This is a genomic window from Amycolatopsis sp. NPDC089917 (assembly GCF_040684635.1).
GTDB lineage: Bacteria > Actinomycetota > Actinomycetes > Mycobacteriales > Pseudonocardiaceae > Amycolatopsis.
Genome location: NZ_JBFBGL010000050.1, coordinates 14971 through 27569 on the forward strand (window position 1 = coordinate 14971; position 12599 = coordinate 27569).

The following is a 12599-nucleotide window of genomic DNA, read 5'->3' on the forward strand; positions in this document are numbered from 1 at the left end:
TCGATCACCGACAAACCCGGCGGTCCAGTCTCGTGAGCGGACCTTTCGTGCGTGACTGTGTGGATTTTGGAGCGTTGGACGCAACAAAATTCACACGGTCACCGGCGCGACCGGAACTCCAGCACGGCCCCGGACAGCGCCAAACTCCCGGCACAGCAAGCGGCCACCGTCACCACCTGAGCGGCCGAAGCGTGCAGCCAAGTGGTCACCAGCACCGTTTCGACGACGACGGTCGCCCACATCAGCACGGTCACCCGCCGGTCGCCCGCGGCGAGGCGTGAGAACAGGAGGATCTGCACCAGCGCGAGCATCGAGCCGGCGAGCGCGAACGGCCAGACGGGCATGGTGCTGGCGGCGTAGCCGGAGCCGCCGATGAAGGAGAGCAACCGCGGGCCGACGACGAGGGAGACGAGAAGGACGAGGGCGTCCAGGGCGGCGCAGACGGCGAGGGCGGCAGGCAGGATGCGGCGGCGGTCGTCGCCGTTCGCGAATCGGGGGAGCACCAGGACACCGACGGCTTGGGGGAGCCAGTACGCGATCTTCGTGACGATGGCGCCGAGCGCGTATTCGCCTGCCTCGTTCGCGGGGAGGGTGTGGCGTGCCAGGACGAGATCGAGGTTCACCAGCAGGACGAGCGCCAGCATCGCCTGCGCCGCGTGGAGCACTTCGCCCGCGTGCCGGCCCGCCTTACGTGGTCGCGGCCGCCCACAGAGGAGCCAGCCGCAGAAGATCACCAGGTACGAGCCGATCGCGGTCCCGGCCAGCGCGCCGGTGGCGTCGCCGCCGATGACGAGTCCGATCAGCGATCCGCCGACCTTGCCCGCGCCTTCGAGTGACATGAGCCCGGCGAGCAGCGCGAACCGGCCGCTGCCTTGCAGCAGGCCGTGGAAGAGACCGAGCAGGGTCAGCGGGCCGAGGGTGACGGCGAGCAGCAGCGCGGGCACCACGGAACCCAGGTGCAGCACGAAGACCAGCGCCGGCGCCAGGATCAGGCCGACGGTCGCGACGATGGCGCTCGTCGTGAGCCCGAGCGCCAAGAGCGTCCCGTCGTCCTGTGGCTTGCGCGCCACTCGCAGCGCGACCACGGTCTGCAGGCCCATCGCGGGTACGACGCCGATCACCAGGACCGCCAGCAGCGAACTCAGCTCACCGAACGCGCCGGGCGCGAGCAGCCGCGCGGCGACGATGCTCAGCGCGTAGGCGCCGGCGTTGTTGGCCGCCAGCGCGAGTGAAACGAGGATCGCCGCGACACGCTTGCCGGTCCTGGTCCGATCGGCCTCGACGTCTACGCTCAACGGTGCTCCCATTACCGGCGGGTAATCTCCGCGACCATAGCCGCGATCGAGGCGGAAAGGGAAGAAGCATTTGGACGCAAGGCGTGAACGTCTCGTCCTGACCGCGGTGTCGGCCGGGCTGGCGTTGCTGGTGTTCTTACCGGTGCTCGGACGCGGCTTCGTCCTGAGCTACGACATGGTGTTCGCCCAGCGCCAGTCCCTGGTCCCGGACGCGCTCGGCCTCGGTTCCGCCTTGCCACGTTCGGTCCCCGCCGACGCCGTGATCGCGCTCGCGACCACGGTCGTTCCCGGCGACATCGTCCAGAAGATCGTTCTGTTCCTTTCGCTCTTCGGGGCGGCATACGGCGCAGCGCGGCTGGTTCCGGCGGAGCAACTCGGCACGCGGGTCGTCGCCGCCACCGGTTACGCGTGGACGGCCTATTTCGCGGAACGGTTGTTCATCGGGCATTGGCCGCTTTTGCTCACCTACGCCTGCCTGCCGTGGATCGTGCGCGCCGCGCTTTCCCTGCGCGGAAACGAGCCGAAGGCGCTCGCGCGGCTGGTGCTCGCGTGCGCCCCCGCGGTGCTCACGCCGCCCGGTGGTGTGCTGGCCGGGCTGACCGCGATCGTCCTGGCCGGACCGCGAAAACTGGGCCATACCGTCGGTATCGCCGTCCTGCTCAACCTGCCGTGGCTCGTGCCGACGCTCCTGCACGACGGCGGAACGCTGTCCGATCCCGCCGGGGCGGCCGCGTTCAGCGCCCGCGCGGAGAGCTGGGGGCCGGCGATCCTGAGCGTGCTCGGGCTCGGCGGCATCTGGAACGGCGACGTCGTCCCCGGCAGCCGGGGCGCGCCGATGGCCCCGGTGCTGATCGTCGTCATGATCGCCGTGGCGGCGGCCGGACTTCGTCCCCTGGCCCGAAGGTGGGGCGCGGCATCGGCGAGAGCGTTGCTGTTGCTGGGAGTTCTCGGCGTCGTTCTCGCCGCTTTGGCGACCTTGCCGTTCGGTGAACCCGCGCTGTCCTGGGCGATGGGACACGTTCCCGGCGCGGGACTGCTGCGGGACGCGCAGAAATGGGTGGCCTGGTGGGCGCTTCCGGTCGCGCTCGGATTCGCGCTCGCGGTCGAGTACGCCGTCGCACGGCTGCGGACCGGGGCGGCCCGCAAGGCACTCGTCGTGGCCGCCGCGCTCTTTCCCTTGCTCACCATGCCCGATCTCGCCTGGGGCGGCTGGGGAAGGATCGAGGCCGTGCGGTACCCGGAGGACTGGAACGCCGTCCACCGGGTGCTCGCCGAGGACGACAGGCCCGGTGACGTCGTCGCACTGCCGCTGTCCACGTTCCGCAGGTTCGCCTGGAACGACCAGCGCACCCAACTCGACCCGGCGCCGCGGGCGCTGCCCGAGACCGTCCTCGTCGACGACACGTTGCGGGTCGGCGGCGAGGTGATCGCCGGTGAGGACTCCAGAATGGACCGTGTCCGCGCCGCGAAGTCGCCCGAAGACCTGTTGGGCGCGGGAATCGGCTGGATCCTGGTCGAATACGGGACACCGGGACGGGTCGACCCGCGGTTGCTGACCGGCGCGGAACCGGTGTGGTCCGGTGAGTGGCTCACGCTTTACCGCACTCCCGGTGCGCCCGTCGTGACGGAGACGCGATCTCCGATCCCCGCGGTGCTGGCAAACGGAGTAGCGCTGCTGTCGATCGCGGCCGCACTGTTGTGCCTTAAGTTACCGGTGCGTACATTGAGCCGACGCAGGAATTCCCTGTCGCGGAAGGAGTAGGTCTTGGGCACCCTCATCGGCGCGGCCGCCGCCGTCATCATCGGGCTCGCAACGGCCGCAGGGGGGAGTTACGCGCTGACGAACTCCGCCGATCCGGACGCCACACCCCAGGTGCAGGCGAAGATCAAGGAACAGTTCAACCCGAACTCGGGCCCCGAGGACGTCATTTACGGCAACCGCTGAGCCGGTGTCCCAGCTCGCCTCCGACCACGCGAGCCGGGTCGTCGGGCTCTACGGCGACCCCACCGTTTCCTGGAGCATCCTCCTGGAAGCGAGGCTTTCTTCGGTCCTGACACCGGAAAAGGCGCGAATGCGGCTGGCTGTCGCGGTCGAGGAACGACCTTGGCTCGGCGCCGCTCCCGACGTCGAAGCCGTTCCCGGGAAAGAACTCGCGGCGACCCGTGACCGGTTCGCCGAGGCGGCCTACGAACGCGGCGCGCCTTTGCTCCGCGTCGCCGTCGGCACCGACGAACCCGTCGTGCTGATCGCCGCGCACCACGGCGCGCTCGACGGTCTCGGCCTGCTCGCCGTCCTCGGGCTCGCCCTCGACATCCCGATCTCTTCCGCCGCCAAGGGAATCGGCGCGCGCACGGCGGATCGGTCCTTTCTCGCCTCCGCCTTCCACAGGATCGCCGAGGCGCTTTTCGCGCCTCCGGCGAGGATCACCCCGGAACGGGCCGAAAGTGGCTCAGGGGACGTGTTCAGCGCCAGGATCCTCCCACGCTCACGGCTCGGCTCCGCGGCCTTCGCGGCGGCGGCCGCCCGGCTGACCGAGACGTGGAACGCCCGGCACGGCGAGAAAACCGCCCGGGTCGTGGCCGCCGTGGGGGCGTCATGGCGAGGTGGCGCGGCGCCGGAACCCGAGCACGACAGCGCGTTCTTCCGGCTGCGCCTCGGCAGGAGTCCCGCCGTCGCCGAAGTCGGCGCGTTGCTGGCCACGCAGCCGCCGGAACCCGATTTCCCCGCCCGCAGCAGCAGGATCGCCCGGCTGGGCACGCGACTGCTGGCGGGCAGGCTCGGTTCGACCTACCTGGTCTCCAATCTCGGCGTCGTTTCGGCGGCGGACACGGTCACCTCGATCGCGTTCCATCCCGCCGCCAGCGGCCGCTCAGGCGTGGCGTTCGGCGCGGCGACCGTCGGGGAGACGAGCACCGTCACCGTGCGCGCACGCCGCAAGGACTTCGACGCCGCCGCGGCGGCCGGACTGGCCGACGGGCTCGTCGAAGCCTTGCGGCGTCAGGACCCTGGGATGGGGGATGGCCACCCCGGCCACGTCGCGCACGAGTGATTCGAAGCGGTCCACGCTGTGTTCCCAGTCGAACAGGCCCGCCCAGGTGACGCCGGCGCGGCCCATCTCGCCGCGGCGCGCCCGATCGGCGAGCAGACCGTCCACCTGCGCGGTGAAATCGGCGAAGTCGTCGGCCAGCAGACCGGTCTTGCCCTCCACAATGGATTCCGCCACCCCGCCCGCCGCCCGGTAGGCCACCGACGGCACGCCGTGCGCGGCGGCCTCCATGATGACGATTCCCCAGCCCTCCTTGACCGATGGGCACAGGTGCAGCCAGGACCGTTCCAGGATCTCGTGCTTCCCGTCCTCGTCCACCCAGCCGTGCAGCCGCACCCGGTCTTCGACGCCGCGGTCACGGGCGTGTTTGCGCAGGACCTCCTCCCACGGGCCTTGCCCGACCACCTCCAGCCGCAGTGTCGGCCAGCGCCGCGCCAGTTCCGCGACGACGTCGATGGCGTGCTCGATCCGCTTGTGCGGCACCAGCCTGCTGACCGCGACCAGGGTCGGCTCGGCCTCGCGGACGGCCTTGCCGCGCGGAGGAGCGTCCAAACCGTTGGGCACCACGGTGATCCGTGATCCTTCGATGCCGAGTCCGGCCAGTTCGCCCTTGGTGATCTCGGAAACCGTGACGTAGCGGCAGTGCCGGAACAACCACGGCGCCAGCCGGGACTCGATCCACCAGCCGATCCGGCCCGCCGTCTCGCCGAGCGCGCTGATCCACTGTTCACGGTGGACGTGGTGCACCAGCACGAGAACCGGGCAGCCTGCCACCAGCCTGGCGAAGAACGGCATCCCGTTCTGCACGTCGACGACGAGGTCTGCGTGCGCCTTGCGGATCGCCCGGAGCGCGTGGAGATAGACGCCGAACTTGTTGCCACGACGGCGATAGCGGACGCCGTCGCGCCATTCGCCCGCGTTCGCGCCCGGATAGGCCGCGCACTGGATCTCGACCCGGTACCCGGCCTTGGCGAGCCCTTCGGCCATCCGCTCGACGTACCGCTCGGATCCGCCACCTTCCGGATGCCCGGTGTCGCGCCAGTTGACGAGCAGCACACGTGGCCGTTCCATCGTGGTTCTCCCAACCTGTTAGCGACAATGCTAGGTTACCGGTGCGTACACGGTAGAGGAATCATTCCCGGAAAGCGATGGTTCGATGGTCGGTAATCGATCGGTGGTCCCCGCAACGTCGTCCCATCGTGCCGACTTGCGCAGATCGGTGACGTTGTTCCGGGCTTTTCTCACCGAGCAGACGGATCCGGACGGCTTCTATTCCGTGCTGGCCGAGGATTCCGTCCGGCAATTGGCGCAGCACACTCCGTTGAACGGCCGAACCATCGTCGACGTCGGCGGCGGGCCCGGCTATTTCTCCGACGCGTTCCGTGCCGCGGGCGCCGCCTACCTGGGTATAGACCCCGACGTCGGGGAGTTGACGGCACGCGGCGAGGCAGGGGAGAACATGGTCCGCGGCAGCGGCACGGAACTGCCGGTGCGCACCGGATCCGTGGACGTCTGCTATTCGTCGAACGTCCTCGAACACGTTTCCGAACCCGAGGTCATGCTCGCCGAGATGTGCCGCGTGACCAAACCGGGCGGGACGGTTTTCGCCTCGTTCACCCCCTGGTATTCACCGTGGGGCGGGCACGAGACGGCGCCGTGGCATTTCCTTGGCGGCACCTACGCCCGGCGACGTTATCTCGAAAAGAATGGGAAGGAGCCGAAGAACAAATTCGGCGAGAGTCTTTTCGCCTTTTCGGCCGGCGCGGCCATCCGATGGGGGAAGGCCACGCCGCTCGCCGGACTCCAGGCGGTCTACCCGCGGTACCACCCCTCCTGGGCCCAGTGGATCGTGCGTGTCCCCGGCGTCCGGGAAGTCGCGTCGTGGAATCTGGTGATGGTGCTGCGCAGGCGTTAGTGCCGTGAAGGGGTGGGGCGTCGCTTCACCAGGAGGAAGACGCCGAGCGCGAGGAAGACCGCGCCGACGATCCCGAGCACGAGCGGCCCGGTGCTCCCGATGAAGTCGAGCTTGCCCTTGTTCTCGTCGACCTGCTTGACCATCGCGTCGACGGTCGCGTCGGTGAAGGCCAGCTTACCGTCGAAGACCACCGTGGGCGTGGGGTTCGCGGCCGACCGGAGTTCCTGGTGCGACTGCTGTTCCTGTTTGACCTGGATCCCGGTCACCGGTTCGATCCAGCTGGTGATGGTGCCCTGGTAGAACTGGCCCGCCTCGACCGAGTCCCCGGCGGCGCCGATGAGCGAACCGGGCACCTTCTTCGTGGAGATCTTCGTGTCGGGGATCTCCTGGACGAACTTGTAGACCTCGACACCCTTGATCTCGTCGACACCCTTGAACCGGGCCTGGACCGCGCGGCCGGTGTTGTCGTCGTAGACCTGGTAGTCCTTCTGCTCGGTGCCGAAGGGGAACTTGAAGTTCAGGCCGGGCTGCGGCTTGTACTCCTGGATCTCCTTGGGCTTCTCGTTCTCCTTCTCGGCCTTCTCTTCGAGCTTGGTGACGAAGCTGCTCTTGTCCGAGCACTTCGACTCCTGGTCGCCGCCCGGCGGCACGTAGCCCTCGGCGGTGCGGCGATCGAAGCAGACCTGGCGCTTGCTCGCGCTGACCACGGTGTCGTCGGCGGTGTCGACGACCGAGACGGCCATCAGCCACACGGCGACGTCCGTGCCCTCCTGCATCTCCGGTGGCGCGAAGTTCGCCACCACGTGGGCGGTCGCCTTCAGCTTGGCGTCGTCGCGGATCTCGGTGACGGTCTTGCCGTCCACGGTCTTCACCGCGAGCACCTTGGACGCGGTGCCTTCGAGGACCGACGTCGATTCCTGGTTCAGCGGCACCTTGGCGAGTTCGGGTTTCACGTAGGTCGGCAGCAAGACCGCGCCGGCGACGGCGAACACCCCTAGGGCCAAGAAGATCAGGCTCAACGCTCGTCGCAACGGTCCTCCTGGTGAAACCACGGAAACAGCCACATTACCCATCGGTAATCGGTCGCCAGATAGTGGCTTGCGGGCCGGTCAGCGTCAAAGGTGTGACCAGCGGTCACAGGAATGCCGTGCGACCGGAAGGCGGTACGGGAGCGGCCATTCGGCGCAGGCCGCCAAACATGTTTGTTCCCGGGAACAACGTGGGCGGGACCACTATCGGACGACTTCCGGTGCGTGGAAAGGAACTCTGTGCCGCAGGACGCGAACGATCCCCGCGCGCTGGACATCGGCGCCTACTCGGATTCCATCACCGACGTCGAACTCCGCGACGCGGTCGCCGATGTGGCCGCCTTGCTTTCGTTGCACGGCAACGTGATCCGCGACCTCGACGCCAGGAGATCACGGTGGCGTCCCGGACGGCGGTCGCCGCATCCCGACATCGTCCTGTCCGCGGCCGGACGCCGTCCACAGTGGACGAGGTCCGCGAATCCCGAGGTGACCTTGCCGGTCGCCACGACCGCGCGCGGCCGCACGCTGGCGGTGCGGCTCACCGCGCGGCCCGGCCTCGGCCACACGTTGCTGGACCTCGCGAGGATCATCGACGCCGACATGACGCCGGACAGGCGGTCCTAAGGCCGATCGTCCGCCAGGCGGACCGCTTCCAGTGCGACGTAGAGCTCCCCGACGTCGACCGGGTCGGACAGGTCGCGCCGGGTCAGTTCCTGCACGCGGCGCAGCCGGTACCGGACCGTGTTCGGGTGCACGATCAGCCTGTCCGCCGCTTCCTTCGCCGAGCCGTGCCCGGCGAACCACGCGATCAGCGTGTCGAGCAGGACCTGCCGTTCGGGCTTGGGCAGCACCAGGAGCCCGGTCAGCACCGAGCGCATGACGTCCCGAGACATCTCCGGCGCGCTCGCGACCAGCGTGGTGACCGGGGAGTCGCCGAAGACGGCGACCCCGGCGGCGCCGGTGGCCAGCGAACGGCGGGCGATCCGGGCCCGGTGGACCGCGTCCGGCACGTCGAGGAATCCGTTGAACGGCCTGCTCATCCCCACCGCCAGCCCCACGGTGCCCAGGACGTCGCGCAGCCTGCGGACGTCCTCGACGCGGTCGATCACGACCAGGCCGATCTCGGCACCCGGCCGCCAGACCGATTTCCAGCGTCGCGCCCGGAGCAGTGCTTCGACGCCGGGGCGTTCGTCCGGCTCGACGGCTTCGGTCACGACGGCGACGAACGTGCCCGCCGCCGGGAGGTCGAGTTCCTTCGCCGCGTTCTCGAGCTCCGCCTGGGTGGCGAACCGGCCTTGCAGCAGGCCGTCGAGCAGGGCGAGTTTCTCCTGGGAGAGTTCGGCGGCGACCTCGCTGTACGCGGTGGTCAGCGCGTCGGAGTAGAGGTCGATGGTCTTCCACACGTTGGAGTTGATCTCTACCGTGCGCGCGGGGTTGATGAATCCCGGACCCGCCAGTTCGAGTAGTCGTTCGTAGACGAAGATCCCGCCGATCCGGAACGCGCGGAGCACGGACGGCAGCGGGATACCTCGCCTGGCCTGCGCCAGCCCGGTCTTGCGGGCCGCGTCGAGCGGGAGCCCCCGTCCCTCGACGAGCGCGGTCAGCGCCCGTTCGAGGTTCGCCCGGCAGACCTTGCGCAACTCGTCCGGCGCGGTGCTGTCCACCTGGTGGTAGAACTCGTCCTCGTCGCTGAGCAACCGGGCGAGGCGGTCGCTGAACTCGGGCAGCCGGGTGAGCATCTCCTGCATGAGCACACGCTGCTCCCGGGGTGCGGGAGTAGCGAGAGCTTCGGTGCCCATCCGTCAACTCTAACCCGACGGAGCGGCCGCTTTTTATCACGATGCGACGAAAGGGCGCTTTCCGGTGCTGAGCGTGGCTGACAAACGGGACGGACGCCGACGGACGAGGACCCCCTGCGCCCGGCGGCGTCCGAACTGGTTCCCGATCAGTGGTTGATCTTGAACCACGGCTGCGACCAGCCGAGATAGGTGTAGCTCCAGGCGCTCTTGATCTCCGAGATGGTGGTCTCGGTGAAACTGCCCTTGCCGTGGATGTCGTTCGACAGGAACTTGCCGCCGCCGATCGAGATCATCGTGTGCCCGGTCCCGCCGTTGCTGAAGAAGGCGAGCCCGCCCGCGGGGACCTGGGTGTCACCGGGGTGCTTGTACGAACTGGGGATCTGTGTCCAGTGGACGTACGCCGTCTCGGAGCCGCTGGCGGTCCAGCCGTAGGCCCACGAGTTGATCCGGTCGCACCAGCGGTAGTAGTCCGGGTCGTTGTTGGTGTGCACGTGCGCCTTCGCCCACGCGACGGCTTCGGCGCAGGTCCTCGGGTTGCCGGTGCCCGCGGTGGAGCAGGAGAGGGTGCTGCCGGCGCAGTCCGGGGCGACCCGGCCGTCCGAACCGGTGTAGACGTAGGCGTCGCTGATGTAGCCGCCCTTCGACGGCACGTAGTCCCAGATGTCGGTGGTGCCGTACTTCCCGGTCACCGTCGAGCCGTTCGTCTGGCAGTCGATCGTGACGGCGGTGCCGCTCGCGACCGTGCCGACCGAGCTCGCGCCGGTGCTGGGGCTGGACCGCACGGTCACCGCCACCCCGGAGTCGGTGTTCACCGTGCCCGACGCCGCGAGCGCCTCGCCCGCGCCGCCGAGCATGATCGCCCCGGCCAGCGCGATCGTGCCCACGGCCCCTCTGGCGATCCTGGATCGGATCTTCATTTCTGTCCTCCAGTGGTTTCCCCGATTAGGTGGACAGGATGGAGGACCGATGTACAAGCGCCGTACAAGAAAACGATCGTCCGAAGTGGACGGTTCTATACCGGGACGAGCTCCGGTTCGGGGGCGTGCCCGATGATCGGGACATCGTTCGCGTAACGGGCGTTCCGCTCGGTGAGCAGGGCGCGCAGCCGCGCCAGCGCCCGGAACTGGGCCGCGCGGACCGCCCCGGCGCCGGGCAGGCCGAGGTGTTCGGCCGTCTCCTCGGCCGAAAGGTCGAACACGAACCGGAGGGCGAGCACCTGCCGGTGCGGCATCGGCAACCGGGACAGCAGGACCCCGGCCTGCATCCGGTGCTCCAGCCGTTCGATCTCGTCCGGGTCACGGCGGGCCCAGAGGCTCAGGCTGTCGCACACCTCGGGGACGGAGGCGACCGGCTCGCGGGAGCGGCGCCGGTGGAGGTCGGCCACCTTGTGTCCCGCGATCCCGAGGACGAACGCGAGGAACCGGTCCGGACGGTACCGGTAGCGGGGCAAGGCGATCAGGACCGCCTGCAGCACCTCCTGCGCGCAGTCCTGGGCGTCGCATACGCCCGTTCCGGCACTTCCGAGCCTGCCGGCGCAGTATCGGAACACGTGCGGGGAAAGGAAACAGGCCAGTTCGCGGATCGCGTCCGGATCACCGGCGACGGCCGCCCGGACGAGTCTGCTGTCCGGGTTGGGCAGCCGTCTCGCCGTGGCGTCGGCACGGGAGTCCGCGGGTACCGTCGAAGGCGCTACCTCGTCCAAGTCTGCGCTCCTGGGTCGGGGGAACTGGCCGCCAAGGTGCGCCCGTCATCGGGGACTCGGACTTCGTGCGCGGTGGTCCAGCTTGCCCCGCCGCGCTAGGGATGTCCACACGTACGGCGGGAAGTCATCCGAACCGCGCAATGTCTACTGTGGACGATGAGGCAGCGATCCCTTGAGGCACGACAGCACCGGGGGATAGGCGGTGGTGTCGGTGCTGAGGAAATCCGACGTCCAGACGAGGCAGTGCGCCAGAACCCGGATCCGCTGGCCGAGATCGGCGTTGTCGCAGGCCTCGCCGATCTGATCGGCGCAGGTGGCCCGGTCGTCGCGGACGCTGGCGGCGATGGCGCGCACGATCGCGGCCACCGCCGGGTCGAGTTTGTCGGGCCGGACCGTCAGGCCAGCGGGGTCCCGCAGGCGCAGCGTGAACGGTTCACGGATCCGCAGCGAACGGCGGCGATCCTTGGCCGCCAAGGAGAAAGTGTCGACCAGGCGGCCGACGACGTCGTCGAGCGCCTGTCCCTGCCTGCGGGACGACGCGATGGACACCAAGGCGGTGGCGAGCCGGTCGGCCTCGCCCGCCCTGGTGAGGGAAAGGAGATCGCGGGCGATGGTGTGCGCGCGCCTGGTGGTGGTTTTGGCAGTGGTCTGCATGTCGGGCCCCTCGTCTGTCGTGCGGAGGACCGATACCCCGTGGGAAGCGGGCTAAACGCGAAGGTCTGTCGGATTGGCGCGGGTGGTCGCGAGGGTTGCGCCGTTCGGCTCACTTCGGAGGGAGGCTGAAGGGGACTTTCCCCGCATGTGACGCGGCGAAGGGCCCTTCCCCGCGTCACATGAGGTGAAGGGCCCCTTCGGCCTAGCGCGTCAGCAGGTCCCGCAGGGCTTTCACCACCTCCGACGGTGATTCCTCGGCCATGAAGTGGCCCGACGTGACAGTCCGGTGGTCGAGGTCCGTCGCCCACTCCCGCCAGAGCGCGACGGCGTCGTAGCCGAGCGCGGCGCCCCAGTCCTGCTGGAGCACGGTGAGCGGCATGGCGAGCCGGTTGCCCGCCGCACGGTCGGCCTTGTCGTGCTGGACGTCGATGCCTGCCGACGCGCGGTAGTCCGCGACGATCGAGGTCACCGCGTTCCGTGAGGCCTCCAGGTACGCGGCCCGGACTTCGTCGGGGATCGCGTCGGCGCGCTGTGTCCACGCGTCGAGGAAGTGACCGAAGAACGCGTCGGGCGCTCCGGCGATCAGCTGCTCGGGCAGCCCGGGCGGTTGCGCCATCAGGTAGAGGTGGAAGCCGACAGCAGCGCTGGTGCCGTGCATGACATCCCACATGTCCAGCGTCGGCAGGACGTCGAGGATCGCGAGGTGGCTCACCTTGTCCGCGTGGTCGAGCCCGGCCCGCAGCGCCACCAGCGCGCCCCGGTCGTGCCCGGCGAGAGCGAACCGGTCGTGGCCGAAGGCCTTCGCGACGGCGACGACGTCGGCCGCCATCGAACGCTTCGAGTAAGTCTCGCCGGTGTCGGCCGGCTTGTCGCTGTCGCCGTACCCCCGCAGGTCAGGGCAGAGAACGGTGTGGTCCGCCGCCAGATCCGCCGCGACATGCCGCCACATGAGGTGGGTCTCGGGGAAGCCGTGCAGCAGCACGATCGGGCTGCCGCTTCCGGCGACGGCGACGTCGAGTGACACGCCGTCCGCCACGGGCACGCGCTGGTAGTCGAATCCGGTGATACGCATGAGTACCTTCCTGGTCGTTCCTGGTGAACGCCAGCGTCCCCGGCGCCGATCAGCACCCGGTCAGCGACGAACGAGCGGCCGGGGCAC

Annotated in this window: 12 protein-coding genes; 4 read left to right on the forward strand and 8 right to left on the reverse strand. The window is 69.3% G+C overall.

Annotated elements, in window-relative coordinates:
* Positions 1 to 98: 98 nt before the first annotated feature.
* Complete coding sequence (locus AB0N89_RS29750; RefSeq protein ID WP_364211071.1) at positions 99 to 1295, reverse strand: polysaccharide biosynthesis protein; 1197 nt, start codon at positions 1293 to 1295, stop codon at positions 99 to 101.
* Positions 1296 to 1365: 70 nt separating this feature from the next.
* Between AB0N89_RS29750 and AB0N89_RS29755 the strand changes: the two genes are divergently transcribed.
* Positions 1366 to 3057, forward strand: a complete 1692-nt coding sequence (locus AB0N89_RS29755; RefSeq protein WP_364211074.1) for a hypothetical protein — start codon at positions 1366 to 1368, stop codon at positions 3055 to 3057.
* Between the two features lie 3 nt (positions 3058 to 3060).
* Complete coding sequence (locus AB0N89_RS29760; protein WP_364211077.1) at positions 3061 to 3240, forward strand: hypothetical protein; 180 nt, start codon at positions 3061 to 3063, stop codon at positions 3238 to 3240.
* A gap of 925 nt (positions 3241 to 4165) precedes the next feature.
* Here AB0N89_RS29760 and AB0N89_RS29765 read toward each other — a convergent pair.
* Positions 4166 to 5398, reverse strand: coding sequence for a glycosyltransferase family 4 protein (locus AB0N89_RS29765; RefSeq protein WP_364211165.1), 1233 nt, complete (start codon positions 5396 to 5398; stop codon positions 4166 to 4168).
* A 163-nt stretch (positions 5399 to 5561) separates the two neighbouring features.
* Between AB0N89_RS29765 and AB0N89_RS29770 the strand changes: the two genes are divergently transcribed.
* Complete coding sequence (locus AB0N89_RS29770; protein WP_364211168.1) at positions 5562 to 6257, forward strand: class I SAM-dependent methyltransferase; 696 nt, start codon at positions 5562 to 5564, stop codon at positions 6255 to 6257.
* Here the strand turns inward: AB0N89_RS29770 and AB0N89_RS29775 are convergent.
* Positions 6254 to 7288 (reverse strand): DUF3068 domain-containing protein, encoded by a 1035-nt coding sequence (locus AB0N89_RS29775; protein WP_364211079.1) that lies wholly within the window; start codon positions 7286 to 7288, stop codon positions 6254 to 6256. The two genes, AB0N89_RS29770 and AB0N89_RS29775, sit on opposite strands and share 4 nt — an antisense overlap.
* Before the next feature lie 237 nt (positions 7289 to 7525).
* Here AB0N89_RS29775 and AB0N89_RS29780 point away from each other — a divergent pair, with 237 nt between their 5' ends.
* Positions 7526 to 7909: a hypothetical protein gene (locus AB0N89_RS29780; protein WP_364211082.1), complete on the forward strand. Its 384-nt coding sequence runs from the start codon at positions 7526 to 7528 to the stop codon at positions 7907 to 7909.
* Here the strand turns inward: AB0N89_RS29780 and AB0N89_RS29785 are convergent.
* From AB0N89_RS29785 to AB0N89_RS29805, 5 genes are all read right to left on the reverse strand, one after another.
* On the reverse strand, positions 7906 to 9084 hold the full coding sequence (locus AB0N89_RS29785; RefSeq protein ID WP_364211084.1) for a helix-turn-helix domain-containing protein: 1179 nt from the start codon (positions 9082 to 9084) through the stop codon (positions 7906 to 7908). The two genes, AB0N89_RS29780 and AB0N89_RS29785, sit on opposite strands and share 4 nt — an antisense overlap.
* Before the next feature lie 146 nt (positions 9085 to 9230).
* The gene (locus AB0N89_RS29790) at positions 9231 to 10001 is read right to left on the reverse strand and encodes a hypothetical protein (RefSeq protein WP_364211087.1); all 771 of its coding nucleotides are present in this window, start codon (positions 9999 to 10001) and stop codon (positions 9231 to 9233) included.
* Positions 10002 to 10096: 95 nt separating this feature from the next.
* On the reverse strand, positions 10097 to 10786 hold the full coding sequence (locus tag AB0N89_RS29795) for a sigma-70 family RNA polymerase sigma factor (protein ID WP_364211090.1): 690 nt from the start codon (positions 10784 to 10786) through the stop codon (positions 10097 to 10099).
* A gap of 144 nt (positions 10787 to 10930) precedes the next feature.
* Positions 10931 to 11440 carry a hypothetical protein gene (locus tag AB0N89_RS29800; RefSeq protein ID WP_364211093.1) on the reverse strand — a complete coding sequence of 170 codons (510 nt, stop codon included), beginning with the start codon at positions 11438 to 11440 and terminating at the stop codon, positions 10931 to 10933.
* Positions 11441 to 11642: 202 nt separating this feature from the next.
* Entirely contained in the window at positions 11643 to 12512 is an 870-nt protein-coding gene (locus AB0N89_RS29805; RefSeq protein ID WP_364211096.1) for an alpha/beta hydrolase, read from the reverse strand.
* Positions 12513 to 12599 lie beyond the last annotated feature (87 nt).

Coding starts and splice junctions, on each gene's coding strand:
- AB0N89_RS29785 (WP_364211084.1), bottom strand. CDS start 9,084: ATGGGCACCGAAGCTCTCGCTACTCCCGCACCCCGGGAGCAGCGTGTG.
- AB0N89_RS29790 (WP_364211087.1), bottom strand. CDS start 10,001: ATGAAGATCCGATCCAGGATCGCCAGAGGGGCCGTGGGCACGATCGCG.
- AB0N89_RS29800 (WP_364211093.1), bottom strand. CDS start 11,440: ATGCAGACCACTGCCAAAACCACCACCAGGCGCGCGCACACCATCGCC.
- AB0N89_RS29805 (WP_364211096.1), bottom strand. CDS start 12,512: ATGCGTATCACCGGATTCGACTACCAGCGCGTGCCCGTGGCGGACGGC.